Raw genomic sequence first — 18,769 nt, 5'->3', positions numbered from 1 at the left:
GGAATTACGATGAATAATTTATTCTTTATAGAAATTGGCATGGGCTGCGATCTGCATGGACAAAATATAACGAAAGCAGCTGTTCGTGCCGTACAAAATGCGATTCACCATAACTCTATGCCGGGCCTCCGTTCAGTCTTGCCTGGCGGCTCTCTTGAGCAAATGAAGGTCCATGTCAAGCTCGCTGTTCCCTGTGATAAGGAAAAGCTTGATGTGGAGCAGGTCAAGGCGGCTCTGCCATACGGTGAAGTTACGGTGGAGATTATGGATGGCGGCATGCTGACGACAAGCGGCGTGGTCCTTCCGGATAAAGATGACAAGAATGATCTTATTTATATTGTTAATGCTTCAGTAGAAGTGGGATATTAATGCAAACAGGACCAGAAGAGGCTGTATCAGCCAACTTCATGGTCTTTTTTTATGGATATAGCGGAACAGTAGAGGAGCATTCGCTTGACTTGATTTGAAGCACTGTGGGAATCCTATGGAGAAGCTTATTTATGACAAAGGAGATCCTCATGGCTATAAAATTGACGTTATTTGCCGTATTGCTCGTTTGTTCGGCCTTTTTTGTCGCGACCGAGTTCGCTGTTGTTCGTCTTCGGACTAGCCGTATTAATCAAATGGTGCAGGAAGGGGCCAAAAATGCAAAAGCTGTTGAAACCATAGTCGAGCATTTGGACAGCTACTTATCAGCCTGCCAGCTTGGCATTACGATTACAGCGCTTGGCTTAGGCTGGCTCGGTGAACCAACGATTCATCAATTGCTCCATCCCTTATTCAATTGGCTTCAATTGGATAACAATTTGACTGATATTCTTTCCTTCATCATTTCATTTGTTATTGTGACCTACTTGCATGTGGTGCTTGGGGAATTGGCGCCCAAGACATTAGCTATTCTTCGAGCGGAGCAGGTAAGCCAGTTCACGGCACCGATCATCATTTGGTTTTACCGCATCATGTATCCGTTTATATGGCTGCTCAATGGTTCTGCTAATACGCTCGTCCGTTTACTTGGCTATAAGCCGACCGGGGAGCATGAGACATTGTCAGAAGAAGAAATAAGGCATGTGATGTCCGAAAGCTTCGAGAGCGGCAAAATCAATCAAAGCGAGTTAAGTTATGTCAATCGCATATTCGAATTCGATGAACGGCTCGCGCGCGAAATTATGGTTCCTCGAACCGATATGGTCTGTCTATATATGGAGAAATCGCGAGAAGAAAATATGGCAATCATTCACCGCGAGCAATATACCCGTTTTCCCGTAGCGCAAGGCAGTAAAGACAATATTATCGGAATCATTAATACGAAGCAGTTTTTTATGCGCTATTTCATTGATCAGGAGACGGAGGTATCCATGCTGCTGCAAACAGCGATGTCGGTGCCGGAGGTTATTCCGATTAAAAAGCTGCTTAGCAAAATGCAGCAGGAAAGTGTCCACATTGCTATCTTGATGGACGAATATGGCGGAACATCCGGACTTATTACGATTGAAGATATCGTGGAGGAGATTGTAGGCGAGATCCGAGATGAATTTGACGAGGATGAAGTGAGAGAGATTGAAGTGATTGACAAGAACCGGTTCATGATTGATGGAAAAGCACTAATCAGTGACGTGAATGAAGCGATAGGCAGTCATCTGGAAAGTCATGATGTCGATTCCATCGGCGGCTGGCTGTACAATAGGAATCCGGAATTGCCGATTAATGAGCCGTGGAGCTATGAGGGATTGACCTTTATCATTAAGAAAAAAGATAAGCATCGCATTCGGATTATAGAAATTAACGTGAAGGAATCCGAATAGAAAGCAGCTAATAGTCAAAAGTGGTTCAGAAAAAGCTTCAAATCCATAAATGAGATGGATTTGAAGCTTTTTTCAGTCCTTAAATTTACTTATAGGAAAGCTGCTGAATACTCACATATTAGCATATGTTTCTAAACCATTGATTGATTGACAAACTGAGTGAACATATATCGTTAGATCAAGCGCTGGTTGACTGCTAACACGTACCATCCCACCGTATTTTACTTGAATTAACGTAATACGCTTCATCAATTAGCGAAAGCTTACACACGATGCTTCTCCTTGGCTAATAATTTGCTTTTGGAATTTTTGTAGGATAGATCATAAGCAAACAAGAAAAAGCTAGCTCAAGTACGTATTGTGATGATAAGTCGGTAGTGAGGCATTTACGCTGTTTGATGAGGCTAATTTCGCTAATAAAATGACTTTACAAGCTAAATGGAAGTTTAGCGCCATTAAGGTTCTTAGTCAAGCAGCTTGGTTTCTCACTAGTGAACCTCGGTTCACAGTTTGATTTTTCTATCGTCATATAGAGGTGATTAACGTAATGTGCTTCACCAATTAGCGAAGCAGGTTCGTTTTTGAGCAAAATTAGCAATTAAATTATATCAATTTATGCCATATGGCAATCATGTCTCAAAATTGAAGGCAAAAGAGGTTATTCCAGCCATAGGCTTCGGGGAGCATTTTCTTATTTTCGTAAAATTAATGGGTTGTCGATGGCTTGGACGAAAGCGAAAAGCGGTTAAATGCCGCAGCCACTGAAAGAAAGATGAATAGACCACTCAATAGTTTTTCTGCCAAAATTTTGAAACATTATTTGAATTGGTTCCGTTATATAGACAGCATATTTTTTGTTATGGAGGGGAGAAACAATGAAAAAAGAAAATATCTTGTTGCCAATTTCCATTATTGTATTTGGAGGATGCCTTATTTTATCAGCTTGGATAGTAACTAATGGGTTAAACAATGAACACTTAGTACAAGCTCAAAACAATACTGCTCAGACGAAAGCTCTAATGACTTCTGACGAGGCAGCACAATACTTAGGAATTTCATTAAAAGAATTTGATGTGCTTATTAAGAGTCAAGTTGGACAAAAAGCGGGACTTCAATCTTACGACACATATAGGTTCATTCCATTCCTCGACATTGGTAATCAAAAATATTTTAATGAAACTGAGATAGAAAAATGGATTGAATACAATATGCTTAATAAATACTGACCTCAAAGACTCATCAGCATAATTAACCGCGTTCTACGGAATACGGTTAATTTTATAGCTCAAATCAATACTGAATAGAGCCTTTGTTTAAAATCGATGAGAACAGGTGGTGTCCAAGTTCATTGTATAATTCCCGCCCCACACTAATATTCATATAGGACAGGAGTACAGGGGAGGGAGCTGCTTATGGGAGATTTATTAAATGCAATTATACTGGGAATAATAGAAGGGTTAACGGAGTTTTTGCCGGTATCCTCGACAGGCCACCTAATTCTAACAGCGGAACTATTAAATTTCACGGATGATCGAGCGAAGACCTTCGAGGTTGTGGTCCAATTCGGTGCGGTGCTTGCCGTTCTTATGCTGTATCGAAAACGGTTCGTTTCCTTGCTCAATTTCAATGTGAAGAAAAATAGGGGCCTGAATGTTATACATATCGCTCTAGCGCTTATTCCTGCAGGGGTGTTCGGTGTGCTGCTCCATGGCCTGATCAAACAATATTTGTTCAGTCCAGTCACAGTATTAATCGGGCTCATAGCAGGAGGATTTCTCATGATCGCAGCTGACCGAATTAAACGCAAAGTGACCGCGGAGGAGCTTGATGAAATAACGTATAAACAGGCGTTAGCGATCGGTTTTTTTCAAGTGCTCGCTTTGTGGCCAGGCTTTTCACGCTCTGGTTCAACGATATCTGGCGGGTTGTTTTTTGGCACCAGCCAGAAGGCAGCGGCAGAGTTTACGTTCTTGGTATCGGTCCCTATCATGGCAGGAGCTAGTGGCATCGATCTGTATAAAAGCAGGGATTTCCTTACAATGGCAGATCTCCCGCTGTTCCTGATCGGATTGCTGGCTGCCTTCACTGTAGCGACGATAGCGATTGTCACTTTTCTAAATTTAATCAAAAAACTGAGGCTGTCCTGGTTCGCGTATTATCGTTTTGCTCTGGCTGTTGCCTTTGCTTTTATTATCATCTGAACAGCCAGAAGAAGTTGGCGGGACTCTCGTGCCTATCTAAGTAAGATGGGGGAGAGCCCTAAGCCTATCCTCTTTATGAACGTGGCGCAATACCATGCCAAAATAGCTGAACGATAGCTTCAGCGGACATTCTCAGCGACTGATCATCATTAACGATCTCCTTGCGGTTACGAACCGTCAGCATCGCCGTATAAGCATGAGCCAGCAGCAAAGGATTGCTTCGAACGATCTCTTTACTCTCCATTGCCTGCTCGAAGACGTCAGCCAGCAGCTCATGCAGCTTGCTCTCACTAGAGCGGATTTGATTAATTTGTTCTTCTGTTAATCCGGTAGAAGCTTCCCGCATCATTGTCTCGAAGTCAACATGGGCATTGCCCATATGCCGCTCTGCAATAATAAGCAGTCGTTCTTGTAACGTGCCGGGGCCTAAAATTAATTTTTTGGTCTGTTCATAGGCCATGGTGAGGACAAAAACCAATGAATTAGTGAATAGAACGGCTTTATTATTAAAGTAGTAATAGACGCTCGCTTTTGTAACTCCACAAGCCTTGGCTACACCTTCTAAAGATACTTTTTCAAATCCATGCTCCATGAACTGGTATGAGGCGATACGTAAAATATGATCCATTGTTGGAACACTGGTCCCTGTTTGCTTGGGCCGCCCGGGTTTGCGCTTAGGTTGCTTTTCCATAAGTAATTCCCCTTGTTCTTTAATTCGTAATAAATAAATGTTGATTAATTAACCTTTGGGTATATATAATTAATTAGTAGGTTGATCTTATTTTATACGATATGGGTCCAGAAAGGAAACGGAGGATGGAAAGAATGATTGAGAAACTAGGAAATTTGGTAGCTGGAAAGCGGAGCCGCTGGATTACGATCGTGGTATGGGTCGTATTGGCTGCTTTATTAACGGTTTTCTTGCCAGCGGTTGGTGACAAAGAAAATAATAATGCTCCTAACCTGGAGGCAGATAGCCCCTCTGTTCTTGCTGACCAGATTATTAAGGAGAAGTTCCCTAATGAATCCGGTATTCCGGCATTATTGGTATGGCATAGAGAGTCAGGCTTGACAGGCGAAGATTACAGCTTGATCCAGCAATTGACCAAGGAGCTTAGCGAAAAGCCGCTTGAAGGGCAGGGAGAGCTAATCCCGCTTCACAAAATGCCTGAAGCAGCGCTCAAGCAGTTTGCTTCGAAGGATGGCTCGACGCTAGTCCAGCCGATTATGTTCGATGAGCAGACGGATTCAGAAGTGCTCAAGCATAACTTTGAGCAAATAGAAGCCATTGCTGCGAAAGCAGCCGGAGGTTCTGATCCTTTCACTGTCTCTGTAGATGATGCTGATAATCTTAGTGCACGAGTAAGCGGACCAGCAGGTATATCCGTTGATGCGACAGGCTTGTTCAAAGGGGCGGATGTATCGCTCATGATCGCAACTGTGTTGCTTGTGCTCATTTTATTGCTGCTTATTTACCGCTCACCTATATTAGCGTTTATTCCACTCATTGGGGTCGGTTTTGCTTATGCGGTGACGAGCCCCATTCTTGGCTGGATGGCTGGGGAAGGCTGGATAACGGTCGATGGGCAAGCGATATCCATTATGACCGTTCTGCTCTTTGGTGCTGGAACAGACTATTGCCTATTCCTCATTTCTCATTATCGGCAAGAGCTTCAGCGTGAGCCGAATAAGCTCATTGCGCTGAAGCGTGCATTTAAAGATGCATCAGGTGCGATAGCAATGAGTGGATTCACCGTTGTTCTGGCATTGTTCGCTTTGCTGGCGGCCAAATATGGCGCTATCCATCGCTTTGCAGTGCCGTTCAGCTTGTCGATCCTGATCATGGGTGTTGCAAGCTTGACACTTGTGCCAGCACTGCTAGCTGTTCTAGGAAGAGCATCGTTCTTTCCTTTCATTCCGCGGACGGATGAGATGGAGGAGAAGAGAGCCCGTGACAAGGGCAAGACCTATGTTAAGCGTAATCGCGAAAGCAAGCTGGGTGCAAGAATTGGCCGCATCGTTGTAACGAAGCCATGGACGGTAGTCATCGTCTGCGTCGTTGTACTTGGTTCATTAGCAGGCTTCGCAACACAAGTAAAATATACGTATGATATATTGTCCTCCTTCCCTGAGGATATGCCTTCAAGAGAGGGCTTCGAGCTAATCTCTGAGGCGTTTACGCCAGGAGAACTGGCTCCGGTGACCGTTGTCGTGCAAACGGACGGGAATAAGGTGGACCTGACCTCTGCATGGCAAGACAACACTTTGATTCATTCGGTATCCGAGCCTGAGATTAGTAAGCTTGATCCGAATTTGCAGGCTTATGAGCTGCTATTCAATATCAATCCTTATTCGCAAGAAGCGATGAAAGCCATTCCTCAGATTCAAGAAGCGGCGGAGAATGCTTTGAGCTCGGCAGGGATTGAGCAAGCAGCCTCAAATGTATGGGTAGGCGGCCAGACAGCCACTCAGCATGATGCGAAGCTGTTGACAGATAGAGATAATGCAGTCATTATTCCGATTGTTATTGTCTTGATTATGCTGCTCCTGCTTATCTATTTGCGCTCTATCACTGCAATGATCTACTTGATGGCAACTGTCGTCCTTTCCTTCGGCTCTGCAATGGGTCTTGGCTGGCTGATTCTCCATTACGGAATGGGTGCTGATGCGATACAAGGAGCGATACCGCTGTACTCCTTCGTTTTCCTCGTCGCATTGGGTGAGGATTATAATATATTTATGATCTCAAGCATCTGGGAGAAAAGAAAAAGAATGCCGCTCAAGCAAGCGATTAAAGAAGGAGTTAGTGAAACAGGAGGCGTTATCACATCAGCAGGCTTGATTCTTGCCGCTACCTTTGCTGTGTTGGCTACTCTGCCTATTCAAGTACTCGTTCAATTTGGTCTGATTACGGCAATCGGGGTATTAATGGATACGTTCATCGTTAGGCCGTTCCTCGTACCTGCTATTACGATGCTATTAGGGAAAGCAGCCTTCTGGCCTGCCAAGTTCCAACCGATTAACGATAAGGAACAATCCAATTAGTTAGATGATAGCAAAAGGGTGATGCTGCGAGGTTAGCGGCATCGCCCTTTTATGCACATGGCTTATGAATTAGAGTGGAATTGGAGTTATTGTTAGCCGTCGCTTCTTAAAATTGAGCAAAGAGGGGAAACTAATGATTGACGAAAAAGGTATTCCCGCTACAATTAATAACAGTGACCAATAATTCAGGTGGATCAATCAATTGATGCCGCGATAGCTGCTGGAAGGAAGAATAGAAGATGAATATAACGATTTTAGAAGCAAAGATGACGTATACGAAGGCAGACGGATATATAGGACAAGTCCATTTCCAGATTGAGGGACATGCCTATCCTTATGAGATGACCCTGCATAGCCGAAAGGCTACAGAATGGGGCTATGGCCTGTTCTTCTTGAATGAATCCGGGAATGAGGAGCAGTTGCTTGCTGTTGAGGATTTGCTTGAAGAGGATGACGAAATGTTCGACTATCTTGTGAATGCGGCAAGAGAAAAGCTTGTTCGCGAATAAGAGGAGCGGCTGTGAGGATGTACCAACATTAGTATGTATGTTGGACAAGTAGTTAGACAATAGCGGTATAGGGGCTATCCCTGTACCGCTATTTTTTTATCGATCCATGCTTTACCGAAGTTAGTTTTGTTGCAGGAGGGAACATCTTTCTCTAATTGCTGAAGCACATTACGTTAATTCACGCAATATACCGGTAGGAAAATAAAATAGTGAGGCCAGGTTCACTAGTGGGAAACCAAGCTTCTCGACTAAGAACATTAATGGCGCTAATCCTCGATCTAGCTCGTAAAGTCATCTTATTAGCGAAAGTATCCTCATAAACCAGCGAAAATGCTTCACTAGAGGATATCGAGCGCTACGCACGGTTGGTGGTTACATATTGGCTGTCAACCAGCACTTGAGTCCGTTATATTATCACTTGCTTCTCAATTCATTGATAAAAAGCAGCCCCCCAATTGTGAGTATGCGAACTTACCGAATGATAGATTGAAGAAATAAAAAGAAGCTTCAAATCCACTCAATAGTGGGATATGAAGCTTCTTTCAACGTGGGGCTGTCCAAACAATTTCAGGGCAGCCCCACCAAGATTGTTACCTATAAATGACGCTCTACTTTATCATTTTTAGCCGAGCGGCCTTTGATGAAATAACGGAGGAGCGCAACGACAGCTATGCCGAGAAGAATATAGACAACGATCATGCCGTAGCTGTAAATCATCTCTCCAATGGAACGGACGTTTTCTCCGACGATTGTACCTAAAATAAAGTAAAGCAAGGTCCAGCAGAAGGCAGACGGATAAGCGAATAAAGCGAATTTTTTGTAGGACATCTTATTCGTTCCCGTAACGAATGGCATCACATGGCGCAATACAGGAAGCAGAAGTCCTATGCCAAGTGCGAATCCGCCGTATTTATCATTCAGGCGTTCCGCCTGCTGAACGAACTTGACGATATTCTTCTTTCGCATAAACCAGTTAAAGAGGCGGCTTCCTGCGAATCTTCCAATTGCATAGTTGAAGGACATTGCAGAGCAAATGCCCAGAAAGGTCATGAAATAAGCAGGGGTGGGAGAAAGCAAGCCTGACGCTGCTAACGCCCCTCCGGTCATAACGACCGCTTCATTAGGTATCGGCAACCCGATCAGTCCGAGGCACAGGACAAGAAACAGGGCGAAGTATCCCAATTCATTAATAAAAGACAACAATAGATCATAAGCCATAACTTTAATTCATCCTCACACGGTATGTATTGGATACTCCAATTGCTTCTTAAGAACTTCTTAAGAATATCTTTACCTTTTCGTAACCTATTCCTATTAGTCTGTCGTTACAATAAGAGGAACAAGATAAGAGTATGGAAGGGCGGTTGCTGTGTCATGACAGATCATAGACAAAACATAAAAAGCAAACAACAACTACTTAGGTCTTATGAAGCCATCTGTTATACGATATGCTTAAATCTTCTTCAGGATGAACGCCTAGCAGAGGAAGCAGCAGAACAGCTTCTAATTGCGTTGTATGTAGATCATCGCTTTTGGCAGGTGGAGGAAAAAGATAAAGACCATTATATATTACGTACGGCAACTAGACAATGTTTCACAAAATGGACTTCTCAACGAATGAGAAAGTCTTCCTAATTCTTGCTATAAAGCTTGATATTCCATCAACCCAAGGATCATAATAGATATCGTGGGCTTTTTTTCTATGTTATCTATTATACAGCCTGCCGGAGAGGAACAGAATATGACAAGCGACAGCAACAGAAGAAGAGTGACGATCGCCTTGTTTGTAGCGACTTTTCTAGCTGCAATTGAAGGAACGATCGTAAGTACAGCGATGCCCAGCATCACTAGTGAATTGAACGGCATTCAACAATACAGTTGGATCATCTCCATCTATTTACTGGCAACAGTAATTACGACACCGATTTACGGTAAGCTATCCGATTTGTTCGGAAGAAAAAATATGTTTATTGTAGGTGCCCTGATTTTTCTAGCAGGTTCCATGCTGTCTGGGCTCGCTCAATCGATGGAGCAGCTAATCATGTTTCGTGCACTACAAGGCCTGGGAGCGGGGGCATTAACGACAATACCCTATACGGTTATTGGAGATCTCTATCCGTATGAACAGCGTGCTAAGGTACAAGGGTGGATGTCCAGCATATGGGGGATCGCCGGCATCTCCGGTCCGCTGCTTGGTGGATTGCTTGTCGATTACTTGTCCTGGCGAGCGATATTCTATATGAATTTGCCTTTCGGGATTGCGGCTATTATTATGCTGTGGACCTCACTGAAAGAGAAATTCGAGAAGAAAAAACGGCCTATCGATTACGCGGGCATTACTACGTTCTCGATAGGCATGTTCTGCTTTCTCTATGCGTTAACCTTACTGCGCGTTGAGGAAGGGGCCGTTGCAACTTCCCCGACTATAATTGCGCTTTACTTCGGGGTGGCGGTGCTGTTCTTAATCGCCTTCTTCATCATCGAGAACCGCTCTCCTGAGCCTATCATTCCCCTCAAGCTGTTCAAGATTCGCATCATCAGCATGGTCAACGGGATTAGCTTTTTGTTATGTGTCATTAATGTTGTTATTATCTTTTATTTGCCGCTATGGATCCAAGGCGTATATGGGCAAAGCGCCACTTATTCTGGCCTAGCGATGATTCCGCTCTCGATAGCATGGCCGCTTGGCTCCATTCTGGCGGGGAATTGGATTACGCGGATCGGGATTAGGCGCCTTACTGTAGCAGGTTCACTATTTCTAATAATGGGGAGTATGGGCTTCATGTTTGTAACCTCCAGCACTCCGATTATTCTGTTCATGGTCTACATCTTCCTCACTGGGCTTTCATTCGGACTGTCCTTGACCAGCTTCACCGTAGCGGTTACTTCTTCTGTGAATTGGGAGCTAAGAGGCGCTGCTGTCGCTAGCAATAACTTCATCAGAACGCTTGGACAAACGATCGGGATTGCTTTGTTCGGCCTTCTATTGCATACAGGAAGTGCTGAGCATATTGATGCTTTAGTGCTGGAAGCTAGCCTTCATCGCATTTTTGTTATATTAACCATTTTATCTTTTGTTGTATTAATCGCTTCATTCGGCTTGCCTAGAACGAGTCCTTCAACTGCGCCGCAAACGAGCAATGCTTCTTCTTCCTAGAAAGGCGGAACGATGATGATGTTTAATGACTTTTTGCCTACTGTAGCCTCTGATGATGTAGGGATGTCTTCGAGCAAGCTGGCGCAGCTAACGCCGTTGCTGCCCGCACTACGGATGAAGTCCGTGATTATCGTCAGGGAAGGGGCTATTGCATGGGAATGGCATGAGAAGGGGGCCGATCAAGTCGGCTCGCTTCTGTCCTGTACGAAAAGCGTATTGTCGGCTCTGATCGGCATTGCGATTAAGGAAGGCTATATCCAAAGTGTTGAGCAACCTATAAATGACTATTTGGGGAATCGGACATCTTCTGCCATTCAAATTAAGCATTTGCTCACGATGACGCCAGGCTGGGATTGGCCGGATTTTGACAAACCATATCATGCTATGAAAAAAGCGGATGACCCGATTCAATTCGTATTGGATCAACCGCTTATTCGTGAGCCCGGAATCGCTTATACGTATAATTCGGGCGGTTCGCATTTGTTATCAACTATACTGACGCAGGCAACAGGAATGAGCGCACTGGATTATGCGACAAGCCGCTTATTCCAGCCTCTAGCGTTCCGCAAAGCAAAATGGACCTCGCATCAAGGAATTAATGAAGGGGGAACGGGGCTGCAGCTGTATGGCCGTGATTTGGCTAAGCTGGGCCTTCTTTATTTGCGCGGAGGGGAATGGTTCGGACAGCAGCTCCTGCCGCGCAGTTGGGTAGACTTGTCTACGAAAGCTCATCATCGCGGTCTGCTTCATTATGAGCCTCCGATTTATGGGGAATATGGCTATCATTGGTGGCATTCCCCAATGGCTTCAAATGGAGCTTTCGATTGTTTTTTTGCTTTTGGACATGGCGGTCAATATTTGCTCGTTGCGCCCTCAGAACGCTTGGTTATCGTCATTAGAAAGCACATTACTACAAGAAATGACGCGATTCTATCTCGAAATCTTATCTTTCATGACCTAATTGATGCAATAATTCGATGAATTCGTGCAACTTTTTCAAATGAATTGCGTCCAAAAGTAGTGTCTGTTTATGAAGGATCGTAATAAAGAATAAGAAAAGGAGATTTAAATGCTTAAAAAAGTCAGCTTAGTCGCACTAGTCGCAGTATTCTTCTGCTCCTTGGCTATCCCCATCCAAGCCCAAGCCCAGCAGAACGGACAGAATCAGCTTGTTCTTGTTCAGAAGACAACACAGATGTACCTCAATGGAAAGCTGTACAAAGCAAGTCAGCCTCTCACCGAGCAGAAAGGCACCACCTATATTGCAGCACGTTCTTTCACAGATCGATTCGGTGCTAAGCTCACCTATGATGCAAAGATGAAGGAATATATCATTGCTAGTGGGGTAACGGAGCTGCGTTATGCAGTGAAGAAGTCATCTTACAAAGTAAACGGCAAAGCACAAGCAATTACTGGAGCGCCTTTTGTTCAGAAGGGTTCCCTCATGATTCCAGTTCGCACGCTGCTGAAGCCATTAGCGATTACGATGACCTCAAACGCTGCAAAGAAACAGATCATTTTGAAATGGACCGTTAAACCGGTAGCGAAATTTGCCGTTAGTCCATCTGTGATTTACGCGGGAGAGAGCGAGATCTCTTATGTTGACCAAGCCTATCATCCCGAAGGGCTGAAGATTACGGAAGATCGCTGGGAAGGTCAAGCTCTATCTTTCGATGAACCTGGTACATACACAGTAAAACGATGGGTAAAAGATGAGCGCGGCATATGGAGTGATCCCTATTCGGTAAATGTGGTAGTACAAAGACCGAATCTGGCACCTGCGGCTCGCTTTGAAACAGACAAGACCTCTTATCGAATGGGGGAGCTCATCACGTATACGGATTTAAGTACGGATGACGAGAACCGAATTAAGAAGACAGAATGGATCAACAATGCCAAAGGGTTCTTCGAGCCGGGAGAGCAGACGATCACGATTAAGGTAACTGATGCTCATGGTGCAGTCGGTGAGTATTCCCAGACTATCACTATTGAGAATGAAACGCTTTATTCCAAAGATGAATTCAATTTGATGTATACGGATGTCGGCGATAAATTCCAACTCGACGGGGCAGGCGTTCTGAAGCTGCCTACGCAGGAGTATTCGACTACGACACAGGGGCAGCAAACACTGATTCGCAGCAACAGTCCGGAACATATCGAGCAGGAGGGTATCTATTATACGGATACGGTATCCGGCAACGTACGCTTCTTGACTCATAATCAGAATTTGCTTACTAACCCCGTTCGAATTTATATTGTTGCTACGAATGAGAATACGACAGCAGCGACGGTTACTGAAGAGCGTGTAGGGGTAGGCGGACCTGCTCCTTATGTATCTCAGACTGGCAAAGCGGCAGTAGGAAATTATTTATCCGCGAGAACTTCAGCTCCAGCCAACAAAGTAATCACAATACCTGCTGGAGAGAGCCGCACCATTCTCAGCAAGCTAAGCGATATCAAGCTGAATAAAGACAGAGTGGCAACGATGTATGCGGATGTAGTCACTTCTGCTCCGATCAAATTCAGTGTTGTCATCGTAGGGGCTGATAGAGATGTTCTATCAGAACTGCCGTACCTGCCAATTCTTCCACGTGACGGAAAGCATGTACGCGGAACATTCGAGGATGCCAATCGTACCGTTAATGTCATGCAGCCGCTTGGCGGCAGCGAAGCGTCGCGCATGATCTTGGTTGATAAAGTGGTAGATACACGCTTGCAGGGCTACGATATGACGAATGGCGACATGATGTCCAATGATGGAAATAACGGTGCGCTTTATGTAATGCGCTTGTACAATGTGCAACCGCGTACGGTCATCGCACTTAATCCACGTGGAGGCCATTATGGCGGAGCATTCCTGGTCAATAATAAGCTGGTCTATACGACAACGACAACCATTCTAAGCAATGCGAATGACGCAGGTGTCTTGTATAGAACGGGGGATGAGGTAGAGAGTGTATCTATCGTCTTTACCCCGGCATCAGGAAGCAACCTGCCGTTCAATCTCTTGTTCCTGCCAATGCCTGAGATCAAATATTAAGAAAAGCATTAGCTCATCCATCTACTAAAATGATGACTCGCACAAGCCAAGTAGCTTGTGCGAGTTTTTTCATGCTTGAATAGCACAATTAGTATACATAATTATTTATATGTTAATAGAAGGGTGATTCATTGCTATTCGAAACTTAATTGAGGAAAGATAAGAGCGGGAAGTAATAGCGGGTTTCTGCTATAATAACGATACGTACATAAGGTGGTGCTCGAATTGGACAAAATAATTGATGAACAATGTGACGAGACATGCCTGGGATCTGAGGCGACAAGCGTAGATATACTTAAGGCAAGAGTAGAGGATCAGACGGCTGTTGATCTCGCGGAACTATTCAAAGCGCTTGGCGATCCAACGAGAGTGAAGATGATCTATGCGCTGCTGTCGCAAGAGCTATGCGTGCATGATTTGTGTGTCGTGCTCGATATGACCCAATCAGCAGTGTCGCATCAGCTCCGTTATCTTCGGAATGTAAGAATCGTTAAGCGCCGTAAAGCAGGCAAGACCGTATATTATTCCTTGGATGACGATCATGTCAAAGAGATTTTCATGCAGACGCTGCAGCATCTCCATCATAACTAAACAATCCTCCAGCACCGTTTGTATGAATACTTACGGGACTGGAGGATTGTGTTTGAGAAAACTATTATGGCGTTTACCATTCGCTCTCCCAGGCACAAGCATAGGCACTTAGTCGGTTGGAGCTGCCTTCACTAGGAGTTCTGCTGCCGCCGATTCTATAATCGGCCCCAAGAAAATTTGCGAACATTTTGCTTTCTTGTCTTCTTATTTTACGAGCTTCTTTTCTTTCTCTTGCGGTTTCGTACAGTTTAATTTCTTCATCCGTCTCTGGCAGCACCTCAGGTACTGTAACGGGCTTGCCATCTTCTCCGAGCGCAACGAATGTCAGGAATGAGGTCGCACATACTTTACGTTCCCCTGTTAATAGATCTTCTGTAATGACGCGTACGAATACTTCCATTGAAGTTTTGTGAGCCCATGTAACGAAGGCTGATAGACATACAGCATCCCCTTTGCGAACAGGGTGGAGGAAGTCTACAGAATCTGTTGAGGCTGTCACGACTGGAAAGCGGGCATGCCTAGTTGCAGCAATCGTAGCAACGTCATCAATGTAAGCCATTAATTTACCGCCAAATATCGTGCCATGATGATTCGTGTCAGGCGGGAGAACAATAGAGGCCTTGATGGTGTAGGATGCACTGCAAGGCTTAATCGTACGGTGTTCAGACTGTTCTTGTAGCAGGTCTTGCTTCATAGTTATTCCTTCTTTCTTTCTGTTACGGACTTTAAAAGTATTGATCTACTCTACACCCGTTTCATCTATAGGTAAAATACATATATCGAATGGTATGTATGCCATGTATCTATATCAAACCAAAAGGAGGCGTACAGCATGGATTTTAGACATCTCAAGTACTTCACCGCTGTCGCCCAGCAGGGAAGCTTCACCAAAGCAGCAGAGGTTCTGCACATTACCCAGCCTACCTTGTCCAAGATGGTTCGGATGCTGGAGCAAGAGCTGGATTGTGAATTATTCGACCGATCGGCCAAGGCGATTCAATTAACTGATGCAGGAGAGACGATCCTTCGTTCATCTCAGCACATCCTGTCCTCCATGGATAAGATGACCGATGAATTAAATGAGCTGATGAAGTTAGAGAAGGGAACGCTCCGCCTTGGCATTCCGCCTATGGTAGGCGGACATTTTCTCACCTCTATCATTGAACGATTCCTTAGCCGATATCCGAATATCAAGCTGAAGCTTGTCGAGCAAGGCGGGAAGCTGATCGAAGCGAATATCGACAGCGGAGAGCTTGATGCGGGATTGGTCATCCTGCCCGTGGAGGCCTCACATGCCTTTCATCTTCATCACTTATTAGATGATAAGCTGATGATCGTGACGGATGCTGCCCATCATCTTGCGGGAAGGAAGCAGGTTGCTCTGCAGGAGCTTGAGCATGAGCCGCTCTTGCTATTCCGGGAGGAGTTCAGGGTCCATCATTTGATCAAGGACGCTTGCAGAGAAGCGGGCTTCGAGCCGGAGATTGTATGCGAGAGCTCGCAGTGGGATTTTATGACGGAGATGGTCTCGGCAAAGCTTGGCATAACGCTGCTCCCAGAACGGATCTGCTTAACGCTTGATCCAGGCAGATTCGCTATTATTCCTATTGAGCAGATCGTCATTCCATGGCGGTTATCCATGATATGGAGCAAAGAGCATTATATTTCGTTCGCTGCAAGGGAATGGATTCATTTTGTCCAAGCCGATACGGAGCAGTCTTCCTACTAGAGGCTCTTTCTCTTGAGCTGCATTTACGCTTATAATATAGGGTAATTGTAGATTCATTAAAGGAGTCTAATCGTGACAAAGCCGAAATTATTTATTGGTTCATCTAGGGAAGCAATCAAATATGTTAATGCCCTTCATCGTTTATTACATCGCTGTGCTGAAGTAACCCCTTGGCACGCAGGCGCTTTCAAAGCAAATGATTATGCCATGGAATCGCTGGAGCGCCAGCTGCAGACAAGTGACTTTGCTGTATTCGTATTAGCTTCAGACGATATTGTAAGGATAAGAGGAAAAGCATATTTATCTCCAAGAGACAACACGATATTTGAGATGGGCATGTTTTGGGGGAAGCTGCATAGAAGTCGTATTTTCTTCTTAGTTCCAGAGCAAGTACCCGCAGAGCAGGATGGGCAAGTGATTGAGCAATTCCGTCTTCCATCTGACCTGCAAGGCCTGACGGTCTTGACGTATGAACAACGTTCGGATGAGAATTATGATGCTGCGGTCAATATCGCTTGTGATGAGATTGCTGAGCAAGTCAGGCTTCTCGGCAGTTATCAAGACTTGTCTGTGCGGCTTACAAGCTATGAACAAGAATTAAAGAGAAGACATAATCTGCTTCATTTTTTTATAGCCTTCAATAAAGATGCGTTCGACAAGCCTAACAGCTATGAACGGATGTATGAGGCGATTCGCAATGCCTATGATCCAACCCCTCTCGAAGGCTATCGGGTAACAGGAGCTGCGATCTGGCAAGCAGAGCTTGATGGTCTGAGACAGATGGCAGGTAACGTAGGCAAAGGACGCTTCTTTCCTTATCATATGAATGAAGGAATAGAAGAGGGGGAATCCAAAATCCTCGTCGTCGATGCTTATTTGAATAGTACAATGAGGTTCCTTCGGCTCGGTAAGCTAGTTGCCGCAGGCTACGTGCTATGTTATCCTGTGGGTAAGGAATATGTCATTACTGTGCATCTTGCAGGAGCGAAGGCGGCCTCTGAAGAAGAGCTTGCCCAGCTTGCGCAGCAGAATAGCGAATTAATGGATACGATTAATTATTTGCTTGGAGGCGATTCGCAATGAGCAGGAGTAACGGAGGCAAGGAAAGATTGTCGATTGGATTTGTAAGAAAGTCAGAAGTGAATGAGACGCCAGAAAGTCCAGTCTATGTAGCGCCATCTCTTGATGGTCGCGATCGTGAGTATGTCGTCGTCTTTGAACGCAAAGCCATTTATAAGAAGCCATCTTTTTTATTATAGCATGCAAGAAAACCCTAGAGAAATCTGGGGTTTTTGTATAAGAGGGGGTCTTGGCGGTGAAGATCGTGGTCGTATCTGATACCCATATGCCAAGAATGGCAAAGCGGCTTCCAGCGAGATTGCTGACGGAGCTTGCAGATGCAGATTTGATCATTCATGCGGGGGATTGGACTCGTACGGAGGTGTATGAGGAGCTTGTACGCTTCGCTCCTGTAGAAGGTGTTGCGGGAAATAATGACGGCATTGAGCTGCAGGAGCGTTTTGGATTCCAGAAGATCATTGTATGCGGCATGCTTCGAATAGGTATCGTACATGGCCATTTGCCGTCATCGAGCAGAACAGCCGCACAAAATGCTGCACGCGCTTTTGATGTCTCTGAGGTTGACGTTATCGTATTCGGCCATTCACATGTTCCGTTAAGGAAAGAAGTGAACGGTGTTCTTTATTTCAACCCAGGCTCTCCAACAGCCAAAAGAAAGCAGCCTCGCTATTCCTTCGGCATATTGAATATCGCCAAGGATCAATGGAAAGCGAAGCATATTTATTTCGATAGCAAGGAGTAGCCCTATAGTCAGCGGAAAAGTTGTCCAACCCGTTCGAAATAAGTTATTCTAAAGGAATAGCTGTGAGCGATGGGAGGACGGACATGATGGTTGTTGCGGCGTTAGTGCTAATAGGATTGTTATATTTCTTTTTAATTTTTCCCACGCAGTGGCTTAAGGTCGAGCGTATAGCCTCTCATACAGGTTTAGGAATACGAATCCTTCAAATTAGTGACTTGCACGTTGAGAAGATACGAATTAACGCCTATCGGTTGAGACGATTAATAAGGACAGAGCGTCCGTCGTATATTTTCATTACGGGAGATTTCACGCAGAAAGAACGAGCTTTGCCTAAGGTTAGGCATTATATAAGAGCGATCGCCTCTGAGGGTATCCCTGTGTTTGCGGTGTTAGGCAATCATGATCACCGCTTGAGTCCCCCAGCCATGCAGGAGCTATTACAGCTATTATCTGATGAAGGCGTAATTGTACTGAGCAATTGCTCTTATGATGCAGGCGCTTTTCAAATTGTGGGCATTGATGATTGGGGAAGTAAGAGAAGTGATATGAAGCGGGCATTCCGTGATGCAGTTCCAGACAAACCTTTAGTTGTGATTACACATGATCCCAATCTCGTATTGGAATTGAAGCATCACTTTACGTATTTGATGGCTGGCCATTTCCACGGGATGCAATTCCATATCCCTTTTTTGTTCCGTTATGTGAACAAGGGAAGGCTAGCCAGACAGGGAATCTACAAGGGACTGCATACAGGCAATAATGGGATGTTCTATATTTCAAAAGGAATCAGCCAGGCTGGTCCGAATGCCCGTTTTCTTATTCGCAGTGAAGTCACCATTCATCAATTATGAAGGATTGAAGGGATTGCTG

At 44.8% G+C, this 18,769-nt stretch carries 19 protein-coding genes; 16 read left to right on the top strand and 3 right to left on the bottom strand.

Going from position 1 to position 18,769, the window contains the following annotated elements:
• Window positions 1-9: 9 nt before the first annotated feature.
• The 4 genes from AC50YO_RS02745 to AC50YO_RS02730 all read left to right on the top strand — a co-directional run bounded on the left by AC50YO_RS02745 (window position 10) and on the right by AC50YO_RS02730 (window position 4,006).
• Window positions 10-369, top strand: a complete 360-nt coding sequence (locus AC50YO_RS02745; RefSeq protein WP_494842882.1) for a Lin0512 family protein — start codon at window positions 10-12, stop codon at window positions 367-369.
• A 149-nt stretch (window positions 370-518) separates the two neighbouring features.
• On the top strand, window positions 519-1,805 hold the full coding sequence (locus tag AC50YO_RS02740) for a hemolysin family protein (RefSeq protein WP_494842880.1): 1,287 nt from the start codon (window positions 519-521) through the stop codon (window positions 1,803-1,805).
• Between the two features lie 875 nt (window positions 1,806-2,680).
• Complete coding sequence (locus tag AC50YO_RS02735; protein WP_494842878.1) at window positions 2,681-3,031, top strand: helix-turn-helix domain-containing protein; 351 nt, start codon at window positions 2,681-2,683, stop codon at window positions 3,029-3,031.
• 186 nt (window positions 3,032-3,217) lie between these two features.
• Window positions 3,218-4,006, top strand: coding sequence for an undecaprenyl-diphosphate phosphatase (locus tag AC50YO_RS02730; protein WP_494842876.1), 789 nt, complete (start codon window positions 3,218-3,220; stop codon window positions 4,004-4,006).
• Window positions 4,007-4,079: 73 nt separating this feature from the next.
• Here the strand turns inward: AC50YO_RS02730 and AC50YO_RS02725 are convergent, their stop codons facing one another.
• Window positions 4,080-4,697, bottom strand: coding sequence for a TetR/AcrR family transcriptional regulator (locus AC50YO_RS02725; RefSeq protein ID WP_494842874.1), 618 nt, complete (start codon window positions 4,695-4,697; stop codon window positions 4,080-4,082).
• Between the two features lie 125 nt (window positions 4,698-4,822).
• On the opposite strand from AC50YO_RS02725, the gene AC50YO_RS02720 reads away from it, so the two are divergent.
• Both AC50YO_RS02720 and AC50YO_RS02715 read left to right on the top strand, forming a co-directional pair.
• The gene (locus tag AC50YO_RS02720; RefSeq protein WP_494842872.1) at window positions 4,823-7,051 is read left to right on the top strand and encodes an MMPL family transporter; all 2,229 of its coding nucleotides are present in this window, start codon (window positions 4,823-4,825) and stop codon (window positions 7,049-7,051) included.
• 239 nt (window positions 7,052-7,290) lie between these two features.
• Window positions 7,291-7,560, top strand: coding sequence for a hypothetical protein (locus AC50YO_RS02715; RefSeq protein WP_494842870.1), 270 nt, complete (start codon window positions 7,291-7,293; stop codon window positions 7,558-7,560).
• Between the two features lie 594 nt (window positions 7,561-8,154).
• Here AC50YO_RS02715 and AC50YO_RS02710 read toward each other — a convergent pair.
• The gene (locus tag AC50YO_RS02710; protein ID WP_494842868.1) at window positions 8,155-8,778 is read right to left on the bottom strand and encodes a DedA family protein; all 624 of its coding nucleotides are present in this window, start codon (window positions 8,776-8,778) and stop codon (window positions 8,155-8,157) included.
• A gap of 156 nt (window positions 8,779-8,934) precedes the next feature.
• On the opposite strand from AC50YO_RS02710, the gene AC50YO_RS02705 reads away from it, so the two are divergent.
• The 5 genes from AC50YO_RS02705 (at window position 8,935) to AC50YO_RS02685 (ending at window position 14,348) form a co-directional block, all read left to right on the top strand.
• Complete coding sequence (locus AC50YO_RS02705) at window positions 8,935-9,195, top strand: hypothetical protein (protein ID WP_494842866.1); 261 nt, start codon at window positions 8,935-8,937, stop codon at window positions 9,193-9,195.
• A gap of 67 nt (window positions 9,196-9,262) precedes the next feature.
• Window positions 9,263-10,717, top strand: coding sequence for an MDR family MFS transporter (locus AC50YO_RS02700; RefSeq protein WP_494842864.1), 1,455 nt, complete (start codon window positions 9,263-9,265; stop codon window positions 10,715-10,717).
• Between the two features lie 15 nt (window positions 10,718-10,732).
• Complete coding sequence (locus AC50YO_RS02695; RefSeq protein WP_494842862.1) at window positions 10,733-11,698, top strand: serine hydrolase domain-containing protein; 966 nt, start codon at window positions 10,733-10,735, stop codon at window positions 11,696-11,698.
• 88 nt (window positions 11,699-11,786) lie between these two features.
• Entirely contained in the window at window positions 11,787-13,757 is a 1,971-nt protein-coding gene (locus tag AC50YO_RS02690) for a stalk domain-containing protein (protein ID WP_494842860.1), read from the top strand.
• Between the two features lie 225 nt (window positions 13,758-13,982).
• Window positions 13,983-14,348, top strand: a complete 366-nt coding sequence (locus AC50YO_RS02685; RefSeq protein WP_494842858.1) for an ArsR/SmtB family transcription factor — start codon at window positions 13,983-13,985, stop codon at window positions 14,346-14,348.
• Between the two features lie 73 nt (window positions 14,349-14,421).
• On the opposite strand, the gene AC50YO_RS02680 is transcribed toward AC50YO_RS02685, so the two are convergent.
• On the bottom strand, window positions 14,422-15,042 hold the full coding sequence (locus AC50YO_RS02680) for an acyl-CoA thioesterase (RefSeq protein ID WP_494842856.1): 621 nt from the start codon (window positions 15,040-15,042) through the stop codon (window positions 14,422-14,424).
• A 138-nt stretch (window positions 15,043-15,180) separates the two neighbouring features.
• Here AC50YO_RS02680 and AC50YO_RS02675 point away from each other — a divergent pair, with 138 nt between their 5' ends.
• From AC50YO_RS02675 to AC50YO_RS02655, 5 genes are all read left to right on the top strand, one after another.
• Window positions 15,181-16,077, top strand: a complete 897-nt coding sequence (locus tag AC50YO_RS02675) for a LysR family transcriptional regulator (protein WP_494842854.1) — start codon at window positions 15,181-15,183, stop codon at window positions 16,075-16,077.
• A 72-nt stretch (window positions 16,078-16,149) separates the two neighbouring features.
• A complete protein-coding gene (locus AC50YO_RS02670; RefSeq protein ID WP_494842852.1) occupies window positions 16,150-17,160 on the top strand; it encodes a TIR domain-containing protein in 1,011 nt (336 codons plus the stop codon).
• Window positions 17,157-17,336 (top strand): hypothetical protein, encoded by a 180-nt coding sequence (locus AC50YO_RS02665; RefSeq protein WP_494842850.1) that lies wholly within the window; start codon window positions 17,157-17,159, stop codon window positions 17,334-17,336. Before AC50YO_RS02670 ends, AC50YO_RS02665 begins: the two co-directional genes overlap by 4 nt.
• 56 nt (window positions 17,337-17,392) lie before the next feature.
• Window positions 17,393-17,899, top strand: a complete 507-nt coding sequence (locus AC50YO_RS02660; protein ID WP_494842848.1) for a metallophosphoesterase family protein — start codon at window positions 17,393-17,395, stop codon at window positions 17,897-17,899.
• Between the two features lie 83 nt (window positions 17,900-17,982).
• Complete coding sequence (locus AC50YO_RS02655; RefSeq protein ID WP_494842846.1) at window positions 17,983-18,750, top strand: metallophosphoesterase; 768 nt, start codon at window positions 17,983-17,985, stop codon at window positions 18,748-18,750.
• Window positions 18,751-18,769 lie beyond the last annotated feature (19 nt).

It is taken from the genome of Paenibacillus sp. J22P59, assembly GCF_059383895.1.
Note: the sequence above shows the minus strand (reverse complement) of the source record. Positions and strands in the feature narration are given on the sequence as shown.